This is a genomic window from Corynebacterium sp. LK28 (assembly GCF_014335105.1).
GTDB lineage: Bacteria > Actinomycetota > Actinomycetes > Mycobacteriales > Mycobacteriaceae > Corynebacterium > Corynebacterium macclintockiae.
On sequence record NZ_PDGZ01000012.1, the window covers coordinates 1 to 23838 of the forward strand.

The window sequence follows — 23838 nt, forward strand, 5'->3', positions numbered from 1 at the left end:
GGGGTGTGCCGTAAAGGTGAAAACGTTCCAGGCTGGTTCTCCGGAACTCCATACCAACAATGCTGTCAAGAAATGAAGGTGCTGTCAAGGTGTGAAAGTGTATCTTGAGTCGTCGGAACCACCAATGGTTTTCCCTTACAGTGGTTGGCATGCTTGTCAATCATGTCGTGTATGACCTGAAGTACTCCTTCGATAGCATCCCCACCCGCCCTGCTCTTGCACTTAAGGAAAGCACGCGGCCTGATTCGCCAACCACTTCGAAGGTGTGTGGCACTCCCTACCTGCCGGAACACGCGCCCTACCCGTATTACGATGGCCGGCCCATGTTCTTCATCGCCCAGTTTAATTTTTCTGAGCTAGAGCCCCTTCCAGGGTTCCCCACGACAGGGCTTCTTCAGCTTTTCGTACCTGACATAGAATTCTGGGGCGATCCCTGGATAGCGACGGACAAGCCAAATCTCTGCGCAGAACCCACTCCGTTCGCCCGATACTTCGAGGATTTCTCAGCGCCGCATGTCGGCGAGATGCCCGGGGAAGAGATCATGGATTCCGGTGAGCACCCTGCATCTGAGCCATTCGATCCCGTCACTATCGACGGAGTTCGATTCGATCAAGAAGTGAATTACAGCACCCACGAGTACGGTCGTTTCATTTTTGATCTGAAGGGTCCCCGCGCCTTTTTAAGGAGGGGGCGGGATTTCGTAGATATTCACACTTATCGAGGAAGCTTAGTTTCACGCTGGGTAATTGGTGGGCAAACGACATTTGAGCAGCCCCACCTTGACCTCGGGAAAACGACAAAGGATGCGTTTGATGCGGCCGTCGCCCGTGCAGAAAAAGAGGGCTTCACCGTTTACCCTCACGCCGATGAATATTTGGAGCCAATTGGCTATCCACAAGCAAACGGATCCTCGCTCGGTGGCTACACAATTCTTGTGAACGAAGGGCGGTTTCTGCCGTCTGACCCTCGGATCGTGCTGGCGACGATTGATCAAGATGGCCCATGTGAGTGGGGCGATTCTGGAGTCGGAAACTTCTTCATCCACCCCGACGACCTGGCAGCACGCAACTTCGATCGGGTCATCTTCGGCTGGGATTGCTTATAGAGTTGCGCGCGGTCTGTGGCCGCCGCTATCTGCCGTTAGTCTTCTGCTCAATCGTCCAAAGCGCGCAGGTAGAAGCGGCGGATCAGGGCACGCCTCGGCAGGTCGATGACTGGGCGCAGGGTGGGGAAACGGGCGGGCTGAGATTTGGCGTCAATAAGAAAAAGAACCCTTCCGTCCTGCAGTCGCTCGAGGGTGAAGGTTTCCTCGCCCCGTTCGACGTGGCCAGGGAGAGTGCCGTAGGTAAAGCCACAGCGATTGGGCTCGGAGAAAGCATCGATTACGCGGCAGCGGAAGGTCCACGGACCGAAGCCGAGTGCGACCTCGGCGCCAGTCTCCACAACCTCGTGGGTGGGGCGCACGCGGAAGAGGCCGCTGCGCTGCACACCCCAGCGGAAGAGCTTCTCCGCGGCGGTCTCGAAGTCCGCAGTGATGACCCGCGACATGTGTAGCTCCGGAAAGCCGTCGGTCGAGGTGTAGGAGAGGGGAGTCATAGGGTGCCTCAGGCTACTTGATGTGCCCGGAGATCTGCTCGTGCTGCGGTACGTAGGGGACGAAGTCCTGCACATAAGCCCCCATGGCAACCAGCGCATTAACACGTTCCCAGATCGGCGGGTGGGTGGCGGAGAAATCACGCTTCTTCGTCATAGCGCGCTTGAAGATGGAACCCTTTTTGCCCTGGTCGGAATTGTGGAAACCTTGGATGATGTCCTGCTCCGGGGCGTACAGAGCCAGGGAGCCCGGTGTGCCGTACATGGAGTTCTGCACCGTGGACGGGTTCGCCTGGTGAAAAGCCCGGATGGTGATCAGAGCCTGCGCCAGAGCGGTTGGGTTACGGCAAAGCGCCACGCCATGGCTATCGGCTTGCTGCTCGCGGTAGCGCGACATGTAGGCCCTGGCGATGTTGGCCAACGCGGGGGCGGCGAGGATCACGCAGAAAGAAATCAGAAGGATCACCAGGGCAGCGACAGCGTTTCCGCCACCGTTCGAATTGGAGTTCGACCGGCTCCTGTTGTTGCTGCTGAAGCTGCCGTAGATAAACACCGACTGCAGGATGGCGATGACGGAGGCGATGGCCACCAGCTGCGTCATTACTCGGTTGTCGTCGGCGGTCAGGTGGCTCATCTCGTGGGAGATGACGGCCTGCATTTGTTCGCGGTTTAGCAGGTAGCCGAGTTCCTCAGTAACGACGATGGTGCCGGTGTGGGGCTTGTTCCGCTTGCCGCCCAAGGCGTAGGCGTTGGGCACGCCGGTGCCGATGAGGACGTAGACCTTCGGCGGGGATGGCAAGCCAGCGGCGATCGACATCTCCTCCACGATGTTGTAAACCATGCCCTGCTCTACCTTGCGCTTCTCCCCACCGATCGCGGAAATCACGGTCTTGGTGGCGAAGAAATAGGAGTACAGCAGGATCAGCGCGGCCACCGGGATGGCGACCCCGGCGGAGATCAGGATGACCTTGCCCAGGGTGTTGTAGTCAATGTCGCTTCCCTGGATGCCAACGTAGGCGGCACAGGCACACGCCACGATGGAAAGCTGGAGTACAAATACGTTCGCGATCCACGCGACAGCGATGCCTTTGCGTAGCTGCGATAGCGATTCGTTGAAAGTTCTGGGCTGGTGGGCCATTGCTCGTCCTTTCAGTACTTAGATCACCCGGGTGTACGTGGCTCAGCGGCGCACGCTGGTGGGGGTGAGTTAAGGGGAAACTAGAAAGAAACGTCGGGAGCCTGGCGCTTGGATTCCTCTACCTGGAAGAAGCCGAAGGGGCGGAAGCCGTGGACGGAAGCGACGATGTTGGTCGGCACGGACTGGATGGCGGTGTTGTAGGTGTTGGTGGAGGCATTGTAGTGCTGGCGCGCGAAGCCCACCTTGTTCTCGGTGGAAGCGAGCTCTTCCTGCAGCTGCTGGAAGTTACGGGATGCCTGCAGCTCTGGGTATGCCTCGGCGGTTGCGCGCAGGGTGGCCATGGTGCGGCCGAATACAGCGTCGGCCTGGGAAGCATCCTGCACATTGCCCGTGGCGCGGGCGCGGTCGGTGGCAGAACGTAGCTCGGCGATGTCGTGGAAGACCTTGGCCTCGTGGTTGGCGTAGCCCTTGACCGTTGCTACCAGGTTGGGGATCAGGTCGCCGCGGCGCTGTAGCTGGGTATCGATCTGGGCGTATGCCTCGTTGACTGCGTTGCGCTTTTTGACGAGGCCGTTGTACATCGCGAACCAGATCAGCAGGAGGAGGACGAGGATGGCGATGATGATAATTGCGATGATCATGTCAGTAAAACTTCCCTGGAAAACTCTTGAACGTAACTATCTTGAATGTATCTGTGCAGAAAACTTTGGCGTGTGAAGGGGCGGGGTGCGCCCCTCACGCAAGCCGTTAATGCTGAAATGTATTATCGCTAACGTTTGTTCCCGGCGCAGGCGGGAGAGTCGAAAATCTTCCAGCTAGGGTGGGTTCCATGGCTAGCAATTCAAACTCGATGGTCGACCGCCAGCTTTCCCACCGCACGATCAGGGAGTTCACCGATCAGCCGGTGGACGACCAGACCCTCGCAACTATCTACGAGGTAGCCATGCGCACGAAGGCCTTTGTGGAGGCCTTCACCGATGCCTGCCTGATGGCGCAGAACGTGGTGAATGCTGCGGAGTCTTTCGGCCTGGGCGCCAACTACCTGGGCAATATTCACAACGACACTGCCGGGGTGATCGACCTACTACGATCTGCGCAATGCCAATCAGCGGGTGGATAGCTTCACCAATCAGGTTTTGAAGAACTTCCCCTTCACCCGCGACGGCAACGATGATTCGCTGCAAGCCGCGCGCTGGCAAGGCTTTATTGTTTAGTGCTTTTTGCTTTTGGCTTCTTTCTGACGCCCACAGCGTCATTTGTGTCTAACCCCAAATTAACCTGCCGTTCAGATATTTGGGTTAGTATCCCGAGGAGTTTATAAAACTATCGCGATCGGCGCCGGGCGGGCCCGGAAGCTCGGCGTCCAAAAGAATCGCAGCAAGAGACTTCAAGGGTGAGGAATAAATAGTGACTAAGAACAAGAGCCTAAAGATCACGGCAGCGGCCATGATGGCTACGACCATGTCCCTTTCCGCAGTCAGCGTGGCGCCGGCGACGGCGCTGAGCATGCCGGCGATCGCCGGTTCCCAGGGACTACCGAACTACCCGCACCCCGTTCCGCACAAGGGTGCTCCGAACCCGCAGCCTTTCGGGCCGGAGTACCTGGGCGGCTACATCTCTGACATCAGCTCCCACGGCTACGGCGTCTACCTGGACGTAGTTGATGGCTTCAACGACGTGCGCGCTAACCACCCGGGCATCATCAAGCAGAACCTGGACAAGGTTGTGGACATCAACAACGCTGCACAGAAGAACCCGGCAGCCATCAAGCGCGCGCAGAGCGATGCTCGGGCGGACAAGGATGGCGTGCTGATGGCGTTCTCCGACGCTCTGGGTGGCGAGCTCGGTCGGCACTTCCGCGATGCGCTGCGTGAGAACCGCCTGCCGAAGACGCAGTTCCTGCTGGGCAATGGTTACCTGGCACGCGCGGGCGGAGTGGCTTCCTCCACCTTCGTGGAAAAGATGGTGTTTAACAACGATCGCCCGTTCGTGGTTGCCCCGGACCGCATCAAGAAGTACCAGGACGGCAAGCGCGACTACTACGGCACCTCGAAGTCCTACCCGTCTGGCCACACCAACCAGGCCGTATGGTCCACCACGCTGCTGGCGCTGACCCTGCCGGAGCTGGCGCCGCAGATTCTGGCTCGTGGTTCTGAGGCCGGCCACAACCGCATTGTCATGGGTGTGCACTACCCGCTGGACGTCATGGGTGGCCGCATGTCGGGCACCGCAGCCGCTGCCGACCGCTGGAATGACCCGAAGATGCGCGACGCAATCCGCCAGGCAGGCAAGGAGCTGCGCGCCGAGCTGGAGTGGCGTGCGGGTCGTCCGATTTCCCAGGTAGTGAAGAGCGACAAGGCCTACCGCAGCACCGACCAGGCTGTGCGCGAGTACACCGAGCGCATGAGCTACGGCTTCCCGAAGATCTACCGCAAGGACGCGCCGATGGTAGTGCCACAGGCCGCCCCGGATCTGCTGCTGGCCAAGTTCCCGAAGCTGAGCTACAACCAGCGCGCCTCCATCCTGCGCCAGACCGCCATTCCTTCCGGTTCTCCGCTGGATGACCAGGGTCCGCGCGGCTCTTGGCAGCGCCTGAACATGGCCGCTGCTTTCGCTGCAAAGGTCAAGGTTAACGGCGACGGAAGCGTCACCGTCCTGCGCTAATTCAGGTGGCGGGAAGGGCAGGGGTAACCTTTTTCAAACTGTTACCTCTGTGACGCATGTGAAATGGTTTTTCTGCGCTAGGGTTAGTTCTGTCCATCAACAGAACTCTAAGGAAATAATGCTCTTCCGGTTTTCCTCAGCCTCACCTGAAACTACTCGCACTGCCCGCCAGGACAACGTCGCACCGCGGCGTTCTGCCCGGAGACGGGTGCGCCGCCGAATCGGTGCACTGATGGCAGGCGTGGCACTGGCGGCGACGACGGCGCTGGGCTCCGCCTTCACTGCACCGGAAGCTACCGCCGCACCGGCAGGCTCTGCGGATGCTTTCCTGAAGGCCACCGGGCAGCCCGGGCCACACCGGATTCCGGGCCACTACTTCACTTCCCCCGGGATTCCCCAGGCACAGCGAGACGCCGCGCCTAGCGTGCTGGCTGGCCCGTCCATGCCGATCTACGTCGGCAACAACATCTGCACCCTCAGTGTGGTCGGCTACGACAAGGCCGGCAACAAGGTGGGAATCACCGCGGGCCACTGCGGTGGCCCAGGCGCCCCGGTTGTCTCCATGGACGCCGAAAAGGCCGGGCAGATCGGCACCGTCGTTCGCAACGGCTACCCGGATGTTGCCGTCATCAAGTTCAACAACAAGGTGCGACTGACACGCTCCTACAACAACGTGAACATCGGTGCATTGGGCGGAGCTACCCCGGCTAGCCTGCAGCAGCTGTGCAAGACGGGCGTAGCTACCGGTATGTCCTGCGGGCCGATGCTGGCGATTTCCGGACCGTTCCTGGTTTCCCACCTGTGCGGATCCATCGGTGATTCCGGCGCCCCCATCTACGTGGACAACCGTCTGGTAGGAATCGTCAACGGTGGCATGGCAAACCTGCCTTCCTGCACCACCCCGCTGCAGGGGCCGCTGCATGCGCCGACGGCCGGCGCGGCGTGGAATGTCATCGCCGCGGACCTCAACGCAGCTGGCGGGGTGGGCGCCGGATTCCGACTGCCCTAAAGCTTTAGCCTAAACACCGCCTAGCCCCAACAACGCCTAGCCCAAGCGCCCTCTGCCTAGCTGCAGCAGGGCCTTTGCTATATCTACACCCTCAGAGCCGAACTCCTCGCGGAACTGGTTAATGATGGCGACCTCGCGGGTATACACCAGCTTCGTGCCGCCGGAACTCAGGCGCGTCTTACCGATTGCCTTGGAGACTTCGCTGCGGCGGTGGATTGCGTCGATGATCACGCGATCCAGCCGGTTGATTTCCTCGCGGTAGGATTGAATTTCTGAATCCGACAAAGGATCGTCCGTGCCAGAGGGCATGCGGACAGTGAACTCAGTGAACTCTGTGGACTCTGAGGATTCGTTGTCGCTCATGGGCTGTATTCTACCGCTAGTTGTGCCGAAGAGTTTCAAGGGAGCATAAAGGGAAAACATGGACCACCAGCAGGATCTTTTCGCTGATCTGCCACTGCCCGAAGAGCCCCCGGCGTTTGAAGGCGAAGTTCCGCCACCAGAAGACGAACTGCCGCCAGAGGGCTACGAAAGTGTTTTGGCGAATCTGCATTCCACTGGTTCACAGCCCACACCGGGGCAGGAACCTGCACGCACCTCCTACGCGCAGCCGCTACGTGGCGCTGGAATGGTTGCGGGGGAGACGGGGCGTCATAAAGAAAAGCTCCTCGAAGGCCTCAACCCGCAGCAGCGGCAGGCGGTCGAGCACATGGGCAGCCCCTTGCTGATCGTGGCGGGCGCGGGCTCGGGTAAGACGAGTGTGCTGACGCGCCGCATCGCCTACCTGCTGGCAAACGGTGTAGCGCCATGGCAGATCCTGGCGATCACCTTCACCAATAAGGCCGCGGCGGAGATGCGCGAGCGCGTAATGGACATGGTCGGCCCGCAGGCGGAACGCATGTGGGTTTCCACCTTCCACTCTTTCTGCGTGCGGGTGCTGCGGGCCAATGCGCACCTCGCGCCGGGGCTGAACACGAACTTCAGCATCTACGACTCGGACGATTCGAAGCGGTTGATGACGATGATCATCAAGGATGCCTCGCTGGATCTGAAGGAGTTCTCGCCGCGCGGGGTGCTGAACGTGATCTCTAATTGGAAGAACGAGCTGGTCGGACCGACCGGTGCGCTGGAAGAGGCACAGCGCGATTCCAACCACCACACCGCGCAGATCGCCACGCTGTACAAGACCTATCAGAACCGCCTACGGGCGGCGAACGCGGTGGACTTCGACGACCTGATCGGTGAGGTCGTGGCGATCCTGAACAGCAACCCCGACGTGCGCGAGCACTACCGGCGCCGTTTCCGCCACATCATGGTCGACGAGTACCAAGACACGAACCACGCCCAATATGAGCTGGTCGCAGCGCTGGCAGGCAAGGGTAAGGCAGAGTCTGAGCTGTGCGTGGTGGGCGATGCCGACCAGTCGATCTACGCCTTCCGCGGCGCGACGATCCGCAACATTGAGGAGTTCGAGCGCGACTACCCGGATGCCCGCACCATCCTGCTGGAGCAGAACTACCGCTCTACACAGCGGATCCTGTCTGCCGCCAACGCTGTGATCGACCGTAACCAGGGGCGCCGTCCGAAGAAGCTGTGGACCGACCTGGGCGAAGGCGAGCTGATCGGCGGCTACGTTGCGGACAACGAGCACGACGAGGCCAACTTTATCGTCCAGCAGATCGACGACCTGGTGGATAACGAGGGCTACTCCTACGGCGACATTTCGATCATGTACCGCACCAACAACGCCTCCCGCGCGATTGAGGACGTACTGGTGCGTTCCGGCATGCCGTACAAGGTCGTCGGCGGCACGCGCTTCTACGAGCGCCGCGAGGTTCGCGACATTGTGGCTTACCTGAAGGTGCTGGACAACGCAGAGGATACGGTCGCGTTGCGGCGCATTATCAACACCCCGCGCCGTGGAATTGGCGACAAGGCCATTGCGCAGGTCACTGTTCACGCGGAAGGGCAGGGAATCGGTTTTTCGGCTGCACTTGTGGACGCCGCAGCGGGGAAGGTGGCCGGCCTTTCCGCACGCGGCCGCAATTCCATTGGCAAGTTCCTGGACATGATGGACGAGCTGCGGGCTGAGACAGAGACGATGGAAATGACGGCTTCGGACGGATCCGGTCTGGGGCTGCCCGACTTGGGGCGCGTGATCTCCGCAGTGCTAGATGTGACCGGCTACAAGGAGTTGCTGGAGAAATCCAACGACCCGCAGGACGGCGCGCGCCTGGACAACCTGAACGAGCTGGTGAGTGTGGGCCACGAGTTCTCACAGGAGTCGGCGAACCTGAAGGCGTACGAGGAGGTGCCGGTCCGTGGTGACAGTGCCGGCAGCCGCGCTGGTGGGGACAGTGCCGGTGGCAGTGCTGGGGACAGTGCCGGTGCCGACAGCGCCGAGGCGATGCTGGCGGAAGGGGAGGCGCCGCTGGGCAGCCTGCAGGCCTTCCTGGAGCGCGTGAGCCTGGTGGCCGACGCGGATCAGATTCCCGCGGACGAGCAGGACATGGTCACGCTGATGACGCTGCACACCGCCAAGGGGCTGGAGTTCCCCGTTGTGTTCTTGACCGGTTGGGAAGACGGCCAGTTCCCGCACATGCGTGCGCTGGGTGACCCGACGGAGCTGGCAGAGGAACGCCGCCTGGCTTATGTGGGTATTACCCGCGCAAAGCAGCGGCTGTTCCTCACCCGCGCGATCACGCGCAGTGGTTGGGGAGCGCCAGTGAACAACCCGCCGTCGCGCTTCCTGTCGGAGGTGCCGGAGGATCTGCTGGAGTGGATCCGCGAGGAGCCTGCCCGGTTCGGCAGTGGTCTGGATTCTGCTTGGGGTGGCGGTGGCTATGCCGACGGGACCAGCTTCGGTGGCTCTGGTGGCTGGGGTTCGGGCTCTGGCTCCGGCGGGTGGGGCAACCAGTCTTACCGTAAGCCTGCGAAGAAGTCGAAGCCGGCCTTCGGGGCTGGCTCGAAGAAGAACCAGGATCTGGACTTGGCTGTGGGGGACAAGGTCAACCACGACAAGTACGGTCTGGGAACGGTGAAGAGCGTTGATGGCAGTGGCTCGCACACCACGTGCATGATCGACTTCGGCAGCCAGGGTACGGTGCGCCTGATGTTGTTCGGTGGTGTGCCGATGGAGAAGCTCTAGCAGCAAGCTCTAAGCGGGAGTTCCAAAAGAGCAGGATGCGCCCCGGCTGACGTTACTGAAGTGACTAATGTTGCAGATGTTTCGTGTAGGATACTTTTCCGATGTAACGTATTTTCTTGACCAAACGATGGCCGAAGAGGAACAAGAAGGGAATTTATGTCGGATAACCAACAAGTCGCATCCAAACTGCAAAACCTCAAACATTTCGGCGAAGCAGCGTGGGCGGAGACCCATGCCATTGCCACTGGATTGGGAACTGCGCTGAAATCGGGCGTAGTCGTTAAAGGCGGTGGCGTTAAAGGTAAAGCAAAACTGGCGGAGAGTATCGCCCGCTACGGCTTCACTGCTGCGCGTCAAGCCTGGTACGCAGCAGAAGTAGCGCCAAACCGCACGGCCATCATCGATGACATCGGTGAGCGTACGTACACCGAGGTTCGAAGCGATGCACTTGCCTTCGCCCGGGCGCTGCAGCGCATGGGGCTGGGGCCGGGGAAGAATATTGCGGTCATGGCGCGCAATTCTCGCGTGGTTGTCTATGCACTGATCGCTAAGGGGTTCATCGGGGCAGACATTTGCCTGCTCAATCCAGCTTCCAGCCCAGTTCAGCTGCAGAAGTCAATGGAAGAGCTGGACGTCCACACCATCATCATCGATGAAGAGTTCGCAGACAGGCTGCCTGCCGACTATTCCCGCGCCAAGGTGATCATCGGCTACGCGGAGGATCCTAATAATCCGAAGACCCCGAATCCGGATTGGGAGACCTTCCAGCAGGTCATCGATAACGCGCCTTCCGAGGCGGAGGAGAAGCTACCTACGATCCCGAAGCGTGGCTTCATCACCATCATGAGCTCCGGCACTTCTGGTACTCCAAAGGCTGTGGTGCACCGAGAGCCACCTATCCCGACACCCCTGGCGGACCTCGTTACGTGGATCCCATGGCGCGCGGAGATGATGATTCAGCAGACCGCCTCTATGTTCCACTCGTGGGGCTGGGCGAACGTCAATCTGATCTTTGCTCATCGAGCGACTGTGGTGTTCCGCCGCGTCTTCGACCCGGTTCAGGCCATGGAAGACGTAGAGCGTTACAGGATTAACGGCATCATTACTTCGCCGATCTTCATTAAGGAGCAGCTGAAGGTCGCTCAGAACGGCAATTACGATGCATCGGCGGTGGAGTTCATCGTGTCCTCCGGCAACGCCATGCATGAAGATCTGCTTCGCGGCCTGCACAAGCAATTCGGGCCTGTGGTCTGCAACTTCTACGGCTCCACGGAAAACAGCGTGGTCGCCATTGCGAAGCGGGAAGAGCTGGCCGAGAATCCGGCCTTGGCTGGACGCCCGGTTCGCGGTGTGCGCGTCAAAATCCTGGATGACGACGGCAACGTGCTGCCGCCGAACACACCGGGTCGAATCTATGCGCGTGGCACGATGACGATGCGCCGCTACGCCCTCACTCGCGATCGCATGAAGATCAAGCATGGTCTGTTGGAGATCGGCGACCGCGGATACCTCGATGAGGAAGGGCGACTGTTCGTGCTTGGTCGTGCAGACGACATGATCATTGTTGGCGGAGAGAACGTCTACCCGCGCAGTGTTGAAGAGGTACTGGCGCCGATGCCTGGTGTGAGGGATCTCTACGCAAAGGGTGTGGACGACGAAGAGAGTTTCAAGCGCATGGCCGTGTGGATTGTCCGCGAAAACAACCCAGAGGGTGAAGCGCTGACTAAGGAATCCGTCCAAGAATGGATCCGGGACAACCTCGCGGAGCACTCCGTTCCCCGCGAAGTGACTTTCCTGGATGAGCTTCCGCGCAATCCGACTGGTAAGGTCATGCCGGCAATGCTTCCAAACGGCTAACATTTTTGTATCTCGATCGATAGCCTTAATAAGGCCAAAACAATCACGGGAGAAACTTATGAAGAAAATTGCACGCATTCTGACTGCGACGGTGGCCGTGGCCGGCTCCGTCGTGGGGCTGGCGCCCGCTGCACAGGCAGCCCCCGGAAACACCGTTTTGCTGGGCGATTCCTACTTTGCTAACACGACCTTCAACCAGATCATTGACGCCAAGAAGAGCGGCAAGCGCAAGTGCATCCAGGGTAATTTCCGCGTTGCGACCGAGCTGCGTCGCCTGACCGGAGCTCGCGTGGACGATTACTCCTGCAACGGCAAGGAGCTGTACCTGGGACGCGAGCCGCTGGAGGCTCGCCTGGATCAGGCTATCCGAGACGGCAGGCTGAACCGCCACACGCGCAATGTGCCGATCATGGTTGGTGCTAATGACACGTACCGCACCCTCGCCCCGATCGACAACCGTGCGGCAGCTCGCTCCTATGATCGTCTCGCAAAGAAGATCAAGCGCGTTGCTCCTGGCGCTCGTATCCAGTTCGTGAGCTACCCGCACCTGACGAACGACCGTGCTGGACTTTGCCTCATCCGTCCCCGCGGTTTGCCTCCGATTCAGGCTCCGTTCCCGATCGTGAAGGAAGCTGAGCGTCAGCTCTGGCGGCAGGCTCACGACGCTGCAAAGCGTAACGGTGGAGTGTTCGTTGACTTGCACCGCTCCACGCATGGTCACGATACGTGCCAGCCGGGCGGAAAGGCATGGGTTGCTGGCGTATTCGACAGCCAGACTCCGCGCTACAACCTGACCCTGCACATGTCGCACACGGGCGTTACCAACGCGGCTAAGCAGATCGGTGCTGCTCTGCAGTAGGCCATCTGCAACAAGGGGAGGGGGCTCCTGGAAACCTAGAGCCCCCGCTTTCCAAACAAACGGATAGAAGAGAGGCCTCCCGGTTGCCTTAGAAGGCAACCGGGAGGCCTCTTTGTGGTCTAAAGGGTTAGCTAGCCTAGAGCGTGATGCCGCGCTCTTCCAGCCACGGCTTCGGGTCGATAGCGTCGCCACCGTTCGGGTGAACCTCGAAGTGGAGGTGGGAGCCGGTGGAGAAGCCGAGGGCGCCCATGCCAGCAATCTTCTGGCCGCTGGTTACGCGGTCGCCAACCTTGACGTCCAGGGTAGCCATGTGGCCGTAGACGGTGACGGTGCCGTCGTCGTGCTTGATGCGGATCCAGTTGCCGAAGCCGGAGGCCGGGCCGGAATCGATGACCGTACCGTCGTGTACGGCGCGGATCGCGGTGCCCACGGCGTTGGCAATGTCGATGCCCTTGTGGAAGCTGCCCCAACGCGGGCCGAATCCGGAGGTGAAGGTGCCCTCGGCAGGCTTGACAAAGTCGGGCATGCGAGCAGCGAGATCAGCCTCGGTGCGCTGCTTAGCGAAGCGCAGGACGGAATCTAGCTGCTGGGACAGGTCGGAGACCGGCTTGGCCTGGGGAACCTCGAGGATCTGAGGTGCCTCAGCGTTGTTGCCCTCTGCCGCTGCGGGGTTGGAGCTGCCCTGCGCGCCCTCTGCGGTAGTGCCTTCACCCTGAGCCAGCATGGTGGTGTTCTCAGAAGCCAGGGCGATGTCCTTGTCGGCATCCTGGGTTGCGCCAGCGGTGGCGCCCGCTGCGCCGGCGGTGGTCATCGCGGTCGTGGCGACTGCAACCATGGCGAAACGGCTCTTGGCGGTCGGCTCCTGCTTGCGGTGCTTGCTGGTGCGGCGCTGAGTAGTGTTCTGCACTGTTCTCTGTAACCCTTTGACCTAATCGACTGCTGTGATCATCTCTCAAATGTGGTGCTTCAAGCTGTTCTGGTTGGCTCGAAGCCTTTGCGTGAGCATTTCGTAACCACTTTGTTATCAACGGAACGTAACACTATCCGGTCGGCAACGTTGCAGCAACTAATTCAGCCAAAAATAACGCTTTGATTACACTGCGGGGGTAGTGGGGTTAAAGGTGATTTTTGGCAGTGTCCGATTATCCCAGTTCCGAGGCGGTTTATTTTGCACATTCGGGGGAGGGGGATGGATTGGTGATCTTCGGCACGCTACCTCCAAACCCTCAAGTAGAACCTGAAGCGTGTTGCGCGAATGTGGCTCTTCCCATGTAGAGAACAGTGTTGAAGAAGCATTACTTAGAGGTGGGTCAGTCCGCCAGGTGAAGGGAAGTCTTAGGCACAATAGGACGGGTGAGTAAAGATTCTGCTGCCCAACGACCCGGATCCCGACGATCTGCGTCTTCGCGACGCCCCGGCACCGGCCGCACCCGGCGGTCTGCCACGAGTGGTGACGCGCACAGAGTTAAGGGCAGCGGCCACGAGCGGTTTGTTGCTGCAGAGCATGCCAAGGGCAACTCCGTCGGCAGCGGTGCAAAGGCCACGCCGACAACTTCCGGGGCAGTGAAGGATCAGCAAGCTGCGGGTGGGCTGAAATCTACGATCGCGACGTGGTGGTCCAAGTGGAAGCCTCACGTTAAACGCTTTGGGCCACAGTTGCTCATTAATCACGCTGTCACCGTGGGCGTGATCGTCATTATCGCCGTTCTTATCGGAATCGGCGCCGGATTCGCCGTTGTGCCAGCCAGCATTGCCTCCATGTGGATGACCTTTAACCTTGCGCCGGTGGAGATGGCGGGGGCGAAGTTGGGGTTCGTTCCGCTACTCCCAGCGGTGGCGGTGGTCTGGGGGCACGCTAAGCGGGCTACGACGGTGCTGGGCAACTCCATCAGCGTGCGCGGGCTACGAGTGTTCACCACCCTGAGTCTTCTGATTCCTTTGTTATTTACGTGCATTGCGTGGCTGATGTTGTGGGACGCCTCGCGCGTCTACGACGTCACACCACCGAACCTGCTGGTAGCGCTGATCGCTACGGCGCTGGTGAACGGCGCTGCAATCGTTATTGGAATGCGAGCGCGCGTGTGGCGCGCGTTGCTGCTGCGCCGCGGATGGTCGACCTGGCCGGTTGAATCGGTGCTTCTGGCAGGGCGGTTCTTGAAGTGGATGAGTGCGGCCGGTGCTATCGCGGCGCTGGTGTACCTGCTGACGAACCTGGAGGCCTTCGGTAAGGCCTACGACATCACGACCACCACGATGGGCGTGGTGGGGCTGACGTTCGTGGCGTTGTTATATGTACCCAACGTGGTGATCGGTGCGGTGGCTGTGTTGCTGGGCGGAGAGTTCCACGTTGGCAATGGCGCCGTGAGCCTCTTTACTGCCAACAATGTGAACCTGCCCCCGGTGCCGATCTTGGCGGCAATCCCGAACGATCAGATTCCCTTCGGCCCTGCGCTGCTGGCCGTTCCTGCTGCTGTGGCCGTGGGCTGTGTGTACACGTTCCTGCGCGGGCGGAACTTCGTTGAAGCGCCTTTGTTGCAGGCGGTGGGTGCGGGTGCCTTCGCCGGTTTCATCGGATTCTGTGTTTCCTGGCTGGCCGGCGGAGAGATGGGTGTTTATGGGCACGCCGGTGCTGTGGAATGGCTCTTTGCTATCGAATTGGCGGCCTGGCTGCTGGTGCCTGCGGCCGTCATGATGTTCTTCACCGCACGCCGCGGGGAGGCCGTCGTTGAGGACATTCCGGAGGCCGAGATTGTGCCGACGAAGGCGCAGCAAGCCGAAGCGGAGGCTGAGACTGATGCTGACGCTGCTGCGGATGCTGACGCTGCCGAGAGTGCCGAGGAGACTGATGATTCTGAGGATGACGCCCCTACGGAGGAACCGGAAGAGGGGGAAGATGGGGGCGTCACGAAGAAAGAACAAGAAGATACACAAGATACAGAGGAGAGCGACGATGAGGATAGTGATTCTGGCGAGCGGGACGGGGACCCTGCTCCAGAGCGTGATTGATAACGTTGCCCGCTCGCGGGTCGAGATCGTGGCCGTGGGTAGTGACCGGCAATGCGAGGCTCTCGACCGTGCCGAGCGAGCGGGCATCGAACACTTCCTGGTCGAGTACGTGCCGAAGCAGACCGACCGGGACAAGTGGAACGAGGAGCTGGCTGACAAGCTGGCCAGTTACCAGCCCGACCTGGTGGTCAGCGCGGGTTTCATGCGCATTATCGGTCCGACGGTGGTGGAGCGTTTCGAAGGCAAGATCATCAACACCCACCCGGCGTTGCTGCCCGCATTCCCCGGAGCGCACGCCGTTGAAGACGCACTGGATTACGGTGTGCGAGTGACCGGGTCTACAGTTCATGTAGTAGATAGTGGCGTGGACACGGGGCCGATCATTGCCCAAAAGGCGGTAGAGGTCGCGGACGACGACACAGTCGACAGTTTGCATGAAAGAATCAAAAAGGTGGAGCGCGCACTCTTGGTAGAGGTGCTGCACGACATCGCCGGAACGACTGATTAAAACCTTCCAAAGACGAAAGGCCAGGATCCAAAACAATGAGTGATGGCAGCACAGCAACCAACGGTGCAAACAAGAAGGCAATCCGCCGTGCACTGATCAGCGTGTACGACAAGACTGGTCTGGAGGACCTGGCGAAGGGACTGCACGCGCAGGGCGTAGACATCGTGTCTACCGGCTCTACCGCAAAGAAGATCGCGGAGGCCGGGGTGCCGGTCACCGAGGTTGAGGCGCTGACCGGATTCCCGGAGGTGCTGGAGGGGCGCGTGAAGACTCTGCACCCCCGCGTCCACGCTGGCATCCTGGCCGATACCCGCAAGGACGACCACCTAAAGCAGCTGGAGGATCTGGACATCGAGGCCTTCCAACTGGTCGTTGTGAACCTGTACCCGTTCACCCAGACCGTGGCTTCCGGCGCAGATTTCGATGCGTGTGTAGAGCAGATCGATATCGGCGGGCCGTCCATGGTGCGTGCAGCGGCGAAGAACCACCCGTCGGTGGCCGTTGTTGTGGATCCCGACCGCTATGAGGATGTGGTTGCCGCTGCCGGTGCCGGTGGGTTCACCCGCGCACAGCGCACTGAACTGGCTGTAGACGCTTTCCGCCACACCGCCGCCTATGACGTTGCTGTGGCGACGTGGATGGGGGAGCAGATCGCAGAGGGTGCAGAGGACGCTGAAGGTGCAGAGGCTGTGCACTTCCCCGAGTGGATCGGCGCCTCCTACGAGCGCGCCAACGTGCTGCGTTACGGCGAGAACCCGCACCAGGCTGCCGCGCTGTACTCCAATGGAACTGGCCTGGCCGGTGCCAAGCAGTTCCATGGCAAGGAGATGAGCTACAACAACTACACCGACGCGGACGCTGCCTGGCGTGCTGCGTGGGACCACAAGCGCCCGACCGTGGCCATCATCAAGCACGCCAACCCGTGTGGCATTGCAGTATCCGACGTGTCCATTGCCGATGCGCACAAGAAGGCCCACACCTGTGACCCGATGTCCGCCTTCGGCGGCGTGATCGCCGTGAACCGCGAGGTCAGCGTAGAGATGGCCGAGCAGGTCGCCGAGGTGTTCACCGAGGTCATCATCGCGCCGGGCTACGAGGACGGTGCTGTGGAGATCCTGTCGCAGAAGAAGAACATCCGCATCCTGCAGGCCGAGGCTCCGAGCGAGGAGCCGGAGCTGCAGGGGCGCGAGATCTCCGGTGGCCTGCTGGTGCAGCAGGCCGATGCCATCGACGCGAAGGGCGACGACCCGCAGAATTGGACCCTGGCGGCCGGCGAGGCTGTCGACGAGGCCACCCTCCGCGAACTGGAATTCGCTTGGCGTACCGTGCGTGCGGTGAAGTCGAACGCTATCTTGCTGGCGAAGGATGACGCCACCGTGGGCGTGGGCATGGGACAGGTCAACCGCGTGGACGCTGCCAAGTTGGCGGTAGAGCGCGCAAACTCCCTGGCTGGTGACGAAAAGCGCGCTGAGGGTGCAGTTGCAGCCTCGGACGCTTTCTTCCCCTTCGCCGACGGCTTTGAGGTGCTGGCTGCCGCTGGTGTCCGCGCCGTCGTGCAGCCCGGTGGCTCGGTCCGCGATGCGGAGGTCATCGAGGCGGCGGAGAAGGCGGGCGTCACCATGTACCTGACCGGCGAGCGCCACTTCGCGCACTAGAAAAACACACCCCCCACGCGCAGGAGTTCCCCCCCCCACCAATGTCTAACGAACACCCCACTAACCCTGGCATCGGCAGCAATTCGAACCAGCCGGAACCACCGCAGTATCGGCACAATGCGAATGCGCCGGAGCAGAATCAGTGGCAGCAGTGGCAGAACTCTCCGCAGCCCCAGTTCTCGCAACAGCCCCCGCAGCAGTTCTCGCAACAGCCCCCGCAGAATCCCCCGTACCACTACGAGGGCTCTGACGGGGACAGCAAGTTCAAGCCGATCATGGGCATCATTCTGGCCGCGATCTTGGCTATTGCGCTGATCCTGGGTGCGGCCTACTACCTAGGCTGGATCGGCAACCGCAACGACAACGGCGGCACCGGTGGAGGCGCTTCCCAGTCGCAAGGAGCCGACGGCGGTAGCTCCAGCGGTGACGACGAGGGGGCGATGCCGCGCAGGGCGAAGAGTCGGATTCCGACGGCCAGGACAGCGAAGAGTCCGAAGGCCGGGACGAGGACGGCAAGGACGAGGATGGCAAGGACGAGAATGACGCAGAGGATTCCCGCCCCGCCCGCCCGAAGCTGCCCTCCGGGGCAGTCCCCGCCAACCAGTCCGCCGAGCAAAACAAGCCCGCCGGCGACTTCAACAACGTCTACACCGGTAGCGACATCACGTCGAAGCCTTTCGCCCGCGCGGTTCGCGACGCATTTGTTACCCACTACCTGGACACGGATGAAACCGAAGGTACGGTGAAGGCTCACTCGTCGGTGACGGGTCAGACTTACACGATGAAGTGCAAGGATAACGGCCAGTATGTCACCTGCACCGGGGGCAACAATGCCATTGTCTACATCGCTTAAGACCCGTCGCTCGCTTGTCGCGACGCTGCTCGTCGCTGTCGGTGCGACTGCTGCCGGTTGCACGATTGGTGATGTGGATGGGGAGGACGCCACGTCGTCCGCAGCGACCACCTCAGACAAGCAGGACGCGTCCACCGCTGGGCACCCTCCGCGGCCGACACTGGGGGCGTCCCCCACAAAGAAACCGCACAAGCCAGAGAAGCCGCAGGAGAGAACCGACGTGGAGCTGCACTACGACGGCAGCGCGACGATAGCCGTGGCCGGAATGAAGGGACCGGGGCAGACCGCGGTTGCGCCGTGGTCAACTATGAAGGTGCCGATTGCGATTGCGGCTTTGCGCAATGATCCGGGGATGAGCGCTACGGTGGCCCAGGCGATTCAGAATTCGGATAATGCGGCGGCGGAGACGCTGTGGTCCTCTCTCGGTTCGCCGCAGCAGGCGGCAGAGGCCACGGGTGCGGTGATTTCGGAAGGCGGCAGCACTGCGCGTGTGGAAACGCAGCCGGTGCGGCCGGGTTTTAGTTCTTTTGGTCAGAGCGAATGGTCGTTGTCCGCGCAGGCCGATTTTGCCTCGCACTTGCGGTGTATCAAGGGGGCAGAGCCGGTGGTAAAGGCCATGGGCAATGTGACCAACGGCGGGGGCTACGGCCTGGGCACGATCCCGGGCGCCATCTTTAAGGGCGGCTGGGGTCCAGATGCCGATGGCGCCTATGGGGTGCGGCAGTTCGGGCTGATCCCCAAGTCGGAGGGCGACGGTGGCTATGTGGCTGTGGCCATCGCCGTGAAAAGCCCGGATGGTAGCTATGAGTCGGCGCAGGCGGAGCTGACGGCGGCTGCGGAATTCCTCAAGGGGAAGGTGGGTAGCCTGCCCGCGGCCGCGTGCTGAGTGGATTGCGGGTAGTACGGGCACTGTCTGTCGGTTAGTGGCGGATAACCAGTAGTGTGTGAGCTATGAGCTCTCAATATCTAGACGATCCCAACACCGAGGGGTTATCTCCGCGGGCGGCGGCAAAGGAACAGCGCCGGGTGGAACTCCTGCGCGCCGCTGCGTCGATCATGGCGGACAAAGGGTTCCACGGCACGCGCCTGGAAGAGGTCGGGGAAGCTGTGGGGATATCTGGCCCGGGGGTCTATCGGCACTTCTCCGGGAAGGAGGAAATCCTCACCGAGCTGATGACCGGAATCTCGGAATACATGCTCTCTGAGGCGCAGGGGATCGTCGAGGGGTTGGTGGATCCGCGCGAGCGATTGGCCGTATTGATTGATTTTCAGGTGGACTTTGCGCTGTCCCGCCCAGAGTTAATTCGCCTGCATAACCGCGAATTGTTCCGCATGGGGGAGGAGGGGCGCGGGCGCGTGCGCTCAGTGCAGGGGCGCTACCTGAAACTATTGGCGGAGTCGCTGGCGCAGATGGATCCCCGCTACAAGGGGGAGGCTGGGAGGATTACCGCCCAGCTGCTGGTCGGAATGATTAACTCGTCGGAGCTGACCCGGGGGTGGGCGTCCACGGCATTGGTGCGGCGCCAGACGTTGGCTGCGGCGCGCGCGGCGGTGGGGCTGGGTTAGCGCTGGGGGACCCACCACTTTCGGGGGTAGTTTTAAAGGAGAAACTTTTTAGATTCACTAGCAAAAGTGGTCTAGCTCACATACAGTGTGCGTTACAGGTTAGTTAATCGTCTGTAACTGAAATGTAGGAGCGGAGGGCGACGAACGCCCCGCTCCCTCGCCACACTCAAGGAGCTGCACACGTGGAAACCGCAACCCCCCGAGCGACAGACTCTGCCGAGCCGCGCGGCATACCGAGCCACCGCGAGCTCGTCCAGGAACTACGCGAGCGCCTCACCCGCGCTCAGGACGGCGGCGGAGAGAAAGCCCGCAAGCGGCACACTGACCGGGGCAAGCTGCTACCGCGCGAGCGCATCCGCCTACTGCTGGATCCCGGCAGCCCATTCCTGGAAATCGCGCCCCTTGCCGCCGAGGACATGTACGACGGCAAGGCACCGGCGGCCGGAATCATCGCCGGGGTCGGGCTCGTTCACGGTCGGCTGTGCTTGATCGCTGCTAATGACGCCACCGTCTCCGGCGGCACCTACTATCCCATGACGGTGAAGAAGCACCTCCGCGCCCAGGAGATTGCCGAGCAAAACCACCTGCCGTGCATCTACTTGGTCGATTCTGGCGGAGCGATGCTGCTGCAGCAGGATGATGTGTTCCCGGACCGCAACCACTTCGGCCGCATTTTCTTTAACCAGGCGAACCTGTCGGCCAAGGGTATCCCGCAGCTATCAGCAGTGATGGGATCCTGCACCGCCGGCGGCGCCTACGTTCCCGCTATGAGTGACGAAACCATCATCGTGGAAAACCAGGGCACCATCTTCCTGGCTGGCCCACCGCTGGTGAAGGCCGCCACCGGCGAGGACGTGACCCCCGAGGAGCTCGGCGGTGGCGCGATGCACTCCCGCATTTCCGGCGTAACGGATCACCTGGCCGCCGACGACGAGGATGCTTTGCGGATCATGCGGGGCATCGTAGAGACCCTGCCGGAGCCCAAGCCCACCCCCTGGAAGCGCAGCACCCCGGTTCCCGCACCACGCCCCCAGGAGGATCTTTACGACATCGTGCCCACTGACCCGAAGATTCCCTACGATGCGCACGAGGTCATCGAAACCCTCTGCGACGAGGGCAGCCTGTCGGAGTTTAAGAGCGAATACGGCAACAGTATCATCACTACCTTCGCCCGGTTGGAAGGCCACCAGGTCGGAGTGATTGCCAACAACGGCATCATCTTTGCCGAAGCCGCCATGAAGGGCGCACACTTCATCGAACTCTGCGAGCAGCGCAACATCCCCATCATCTTCCTGCAGAACACCACCGGTTTCATGGTGGGGCGTCAATACGAAGAAGGCGGCATCGCGAAGCACGGGGCGAAGATGGTGAACGCCGTGGCCACCGCATCGGTGCCCAAGCTGACGGTGGTTACGGGCGCGGCCTTCGGTGCCGGCAACTACTCCATGTGCGGGCGGGCTTATTCGCCGCGCTTCCTATGGATGTGGCCGAACGCGCGCATCGCCGTGATGGGCGGACCCCAGGCCGCCATGACGCTGTCCACCGTCCGACGCGCCCAGATTGAACGCCGCGGCGGGGAGTGGTCGGCCGAGGAACAAGAGGCATTCGAAGCCCCCATCCGCGAGATGTTCGATGAGAAATCCACCTGCTGGTATTCCACCGCCCGCCTGTGGGACGACGGAGTGATCGACCCGGCCGATACCCGTCGCACCCTCGCGATGGCGCTCGACATCTGCGCCCAGGCTCCGCGCGAGCAAACCGGCTTCGGCGTATTCCGCATGTAGTCCAGCCCAGTCTCAGCTCTAGTCCGACGACGTACGCACCACAAGAAAGAGAAACTGACGTGAGTGACACAAACGCCCTCACCGGCCCGTTCGATACGGTGCTGGTCGCCAACCGCGGCGAGATCGCCCTCCGCGTTATCCGCACCGTACACCGCATAGGGCTTAAGGCCGTGGCCGTTTACTCCGAAGCGGATTCCGCCGCGCCGCATGTGCACGCCGCCGATAGGGCCGTGTGTCTAGGCCCTGCCGCCGCTGCCGAGTCTTACCTCAACATCGATAAGGTTATTGACGCCGCCAAGGCGACCGGCGCCGGCGCCATCCACCCGGGCTACGGATTCCTCTCGGAAAACGCGACCTTCGCCAAGCGCTGCGAGGACGAGGGGATCATCTTTATCGGCCCGCCCGCGAGCGCGATCGAGAGGATGGGTGACAAGATCACCGCGCGTGCGACCGTGGAGTCCCGCGACGTGCCTACCGTCCCCGGAATCTCCCGGCCGAACCTGACGGACCAGGAGATCATCGACGCATCCGAATCCGTGGGCTACCCGGTGCTGATTAAGCCGTCCGCAGGCGGTGGCGGCAAGGGAATGCACCTGGTGGAGGATCCAGAGAAGCTGGCCAGCGCGCTGGTGTCGGCCCGCCGCGAGGCAGCCAGCTCCTTCGGCGACGACACGCTGTTCCTGGAGCACTTCGTGGATACCCCGCGCCACATTGAGGTGCAGATCGTCGCCGACTCGCACGGCAACGTGATCCACCTGGGCGAGCGCGAGTGCTCCCTGCAGCGCCGCCACCAAAAGGTCATCGAGGAAGCTCCGTCCGCTCTGTTGGACGAGCAGACTAGGCAGGAGATCGGCGAGGCCGCTTGCGACGCAGCCCGCGCCTGCGGCTACTGCGGTGCGGGCACCGTGGAGTTCATCGTCTCTGCCAAACAGCCCGAGCGCTTCTTCTTTATGGAGATGAACACCCGACTGCAGGTCGAGCACCCAGTCACCGAGATGGTTACCGGCCGCGACCTGGTGGAGTGGCAAATCCGCGTGGCTCGCGGTGAGGCCCTGCCGATCGCGCAGGACGACGTGCGGCTCAACGGACACTCAGTGGAGGCGCGCGTCTACGCCGAAGATGCCGCCGCCGGATTCCTGCCCACCGGTGGCCTAATCACGGGTCTTTCCTGGCCGCGCGGGGAAGGGATTCGTGTGGACGCCGGCGTGGTGGAGGGCCAAGAGGTCAGCTCCGACTACGACCCCATGCTGGCGAAGATCATCGCCCACGCCGACACGCGCGAAGAGGCCCTACAGCGCCTTGACCAGGCGCTGTCCCACACACGCATCGAGGGACTGACCACCAACATTGACTTCAACCGGTTCCTGGTCACCCGCCCAGAGGTCGTGGCGGGGGATCTACACACCGGTCTGCTCGACTCCATCGTCGAAGAATTCCAGCCCCGCGAGATCCCCGCGGATACCCTCGCCGTCGCAGTGTTGTACCTGGCTGGGGCGCTGGCCGGCGGGGACGAAGGGACGTCCCTAGTAAAGACCCCAACGACCCCGCTGGGCAGCACGTGGACCGCCCGCGACGGTTGGCGCGGCGCGGGGCAGCGCGCACCCCTGCGACTGGTGCTGGCCGACCCGGGTGGCGTCACGGCGCCGGTGGAGGCTCGTGCGGAGTATCAGGATGGTGCGTGGAATGTGCAGCTCACGCCGCTGACCAGTGGAGATGGTGAGGGCACTGCAGTGGATACCGAAACCCGACGCATCCAGATGGTCGCGAACCCACAGGCAAGCGCCACCGAATGGCGACTCTCCATCGACGGCGCCCCGGCTGAAAGATGGAGCGCCACTGCCAGCGGTAGCATCACCGGCCCGCACGGCACGCATGTGGTGGAGGTGTTCTCCGGCACTGCGAACGACGCGGAGGCCAGTGCGGAGGACTCGCCGGACATTCTGAGCCCCATGCCGGGCACCGTCATTGCAGTGGAAGTTGCCGACGGCGACCAGGTCACCGAGGGCCAGCCCGTGATCGTCATCGAGGCCATGAAGATGGAGCACACCCTGGTGGCTACCCGCGACGGGCAGGTCAAGATCAGCGTTTCCGTCGGCCAGAAAGTCGGCACCGGAGAAGTCCTGGCGGAGGTCATCGCGGCCGACAGTGCAGATACAGCCGACAGCTAAAGCCTTCACTTCACACTCATCTCCCTAAC

General features: G+C 61.6%; 19 protein-coding genes and 1 pseudogene. 14 read left to right on the forward strand and 6 right to left on the reverse strand.

The genetic code is table 11. The annotated features are described in order from the left end of the window. The first annotated feature begins 149 nt into the window (after window positions 1-149). Window positions 150-1106, forward strand: coding sequence for a DUF1963 domain-containing protein (locus CRD15_RS06160; protein ID WP_034994303.1), 957 nt, complete (start codon window positions 150-152; stop codon window positions 1104-1106). A 47-nt stretch (window positions 1107-1153) separates the two neighbouring features. Here CRD15_RS06160 and CRD15_RS06165 read toward each other — a convergent pair whose 3' ends face one another. The 3 genes from CRD15_RS06165 to CRD15_RS06175 form a co-directional block, all read right to left on the reverse strand. Then, entirely contained in the window at window positions 1154-1597 is a 444-nt protein-coding gene (locus CRD15_RS06165; RefSeq protein ID WP_034979495.1) for a DUF1990 family protein, read from the reverse strand. Window positions 1598-1610: 13 nt separating this feature from the next. Continuing rightward, window positions 1611-2732, reverse strand: coding sequence for a M48 family metalloprotease (locus CRD15_RS06170; RefSeq protein ID WP_035008465.1), 1122 nt, complete (start codon window positions 2730-2732; stop codon window positions 1611-1613). Window positions 2733-2812: 80 nt separating this feature from the next. Next, on the reverse strand, window positions 2813-3373 hold the full coding sequence (locus CRD15_RS06175) for a LemA family protein (RefSeq protein WP_034967548.1): 561 nt from the start codon (window positions 3371-3373) through the stop codon (window positions 2813-2815). 188 nt (window positions 3374-3561) lie between these two features. Between CRD15_RS06175 and CRD15_RS06180 the strand changes: the two are divergent. The 3 genes and pseudogenes from CRD15_RS06180 to CRD15_RS06190 all read left to right on the forward strand — a co-directional run bounded on the left by CRD15_RS06180 (window position 3562) and on the right by CRD15_RS06190 (window position 6405). Continuing rightward, window positions 3562-3946: pseudogene (locus CRD15_RS06180) on the forward strand (hypothetical protein). A gap of 193 nt (window positions 3947-4139) precedes the next feature. Continuing rightward, window positions 4140-5396 carry a phosphatase PAP2 family protein gene (locus CRD15_RS06185; protein WP_034967541.1) on the forward strand — a complete coding sequence of 419 codons (1257 nt, stop codon included), beginning with the start codon at window positions 4140-4142 and terminating at the stop codon, window positions 5394-5396. Window positions 5397-5514: 118 nt separating this feature from the next. Then, window positions 5515-6405, forward strand: coding sequence for a S1 family peptidase (locus CRD15_RS06190; RefSeq protein WP_255463772.1), 891 nt, complete (start codon window positions 5515-5517; stop codon window positions 6403-6405). Between the two features lie 36 nt (window positions 6406-6441). On the opposite strand, the gene CRD15_RS06195 is transcribed toward CRD15_RS06190, so the two are convergent. Further along, on the reverse strand, window positions 6442-6768 hold the full coding sequence (locus tag CRD15_RS06195; RefSeq protein ID WP_034967537.1) for a chorismate mutase: 327 nt from the start codon (window positions 6766-6768) through the stop codon (window positions 6442-6444). Between the two features lie 58 nt (window positions 6769-6826). Between CRD15_RS06195 and CRD15_RS06200 the strand changes: the two genes are divergently transcribed. The 3 genes from CRD15_RS06200 (at window position 6827) to CRD15_RS06210 (ending at window position 12269) form a co-directional block, all read left to right on the forward strand. Then, on the forward strand, window positions 6827-9553 hold the full coding sequence (locus CRD15_RS06200; protein WP_370546881.1) for a UvrD-helicase domain-containing protein: 2727 nt from the start codon (window positions 6827-6829) through the stop codon (window positions 9551-9553). 156 nt (window positions 9554-9709) lie between these two features. Further along, window positions 9710-11410 (forward strand): AMP-binding protein, encoded by a 1701-nt coding sequence (locus CRD15_RS06205; protein ID WP_035001169.1) that lies wholly within the window; start codon window positions 9710-9712, stop codon window positions 11408-11410. A gap of 58 nt (window positions 11411-11468) precedes the next feature. Next, on the forward strand, window positions 11469-12269 hold the full coding sequence (locus CRD15_RS06210; RefSeq protein WP_034976693.1) for an SGNH/GDSL hydrolase family protein: 801 nt from the start codon (window positions 11469-11471) through the stop codon (window positions 12267-12269). Between the two features lie 136 nt (window positions 12270-12405). On the opposite strand, the gene CRD15_RS06215 is transcribed toward CRD15_RS06210, so the two are convergent. Then, entirely contained in the window at window positions 12406-13176 is a 771-nt protein-coding gene (locus CRD15_RS06215) for a M23 family metallopeptidase (RefSeq protein WP_187402166.1), read from the reverse strand. Between the two features lie 446 nt (window positions 13177-13622). Here CRD15_RS06215 and CRD15_RS06220 point away from each other — a divergent pair, with 446 nt between their 5' ends. Genes CRD15_RS06220 through purH form a run of 3 tightly spaced genes read left to right on the forward strand, consistent with a single transcriptional unit; the run spans window position 13623 to window position 17438 of the window. Beyond that, on the forward strand, window positions 13623-15275 hold the full coding sequence (locus tag CRD15_RS06220; RefSeq protein WP_370546882.1) for a DUF6350 family protein: 1653 nt from the start codon (window positions 13623-13625) through the stop codon (window positions 15273-15275). Next, the gene (gene purN / locus CRD15_RS06225) at window positions 15220-15783 is read left to right on the forward strand and encodes a phosphoribosylglycinamide formyltransferase (protein ID WP_187402167.1); all 564 of its coding nucleotides are present in this window, start codon (window positions 15220-15222) and stop codon (window positions 15781-15783) included. Before CRD15_RS06220 ends, purN begins: the two co-directional genes overlap by 56 nt. Window positions 15784-15818: 35 nt before the next feature. Continuing rightward, window positions 15819-17438, forward strand: a complete 1620-nt coding sequence (gene purH, locus CRD15_RS06230; protein ID WP_187402168.1) for a bifunctional phosphoribosylaminoimidazolecarboxamide formyltransferase/IMP cyclohydrolase — start codon at window positions 15819-15821, stop codon at window positions 17436-17438. Window positions 17439-17769: 331 nt separating this feature from the next. On the opposite strand, the gene CRD15_RS06235 is transcribed toward purH, so the two are convergent. Continuing rightward, entirely contained in the window at window positions 17770-18150 is a 381-nt protein-coding gene (locus CRD15_RS06235) for a hypothetical protein (RefSeq protein WP_187402169.1), read from the reverse strand. 94 nt (window positions 18151-18244) lie between these two features. On the opposite strand from CRD15_RS06235, the gene CRD15_RS06240 reads away from it, so the two are divergent. From CRD15_RS06240 to CRD15_RS06255, 4 genes are all read left to right on the forward strand, one after another. Then, complete coding sequence (locus tag CRD15_RS06240; protein ID WP_255463773.1) at window positions 18245-19177, forward strand: hypothetical protein; 933 nt, start codon at window positions 18245-18247, stop codon at window positions 19175-19177. A gap of 65 nt (window positions 19178-19242) precedes the next feature. Beyond that, window positions 19243-19857 carry a TetR/AcrR family transcriptional regulator gene (locus CRD15_RS06245; protein WP_034967501.1) on the forward strand — a complete coding sequence of 205 codons (615 nt, stop codon included), beginning with the start codon at window positions 19243-19245 and terminating at the stop codon, window positions 19855-19857. Between the two features lie 182 nt (window positions 19858-20039). Further along, window positions 20040-21641 carry a carboxyl transferase domain-containing protein gene (locus CRD15_RS06250; RefSeq protein ID WP_187402170.1) on the forward strand — a complete coding sequence of 534 codons (1602 nt, stop codon included), beginning with the start codon at window positions 20040-20042 and terminating at the stop codon, window positions 21639-21641. Between the two features lie 59 nt (window positions 21642-21700). Beyond that, the gene (locus CRD15_RS06255; RefSeq protein ID WP_187402171.1) at window positions 21701-23809 is read left to right on the forward strand and encodes an acetyl/propionyl/methylcrotonyl-CoA carboxylase subunit alpha; all 2109 of its coding nucleotides are present in this window, start codon (window positions 21701-21703) and stop codon (window positions 23807-23809) included. Window positions 23810-23838 lie beyond the last annotated feature (29 nt).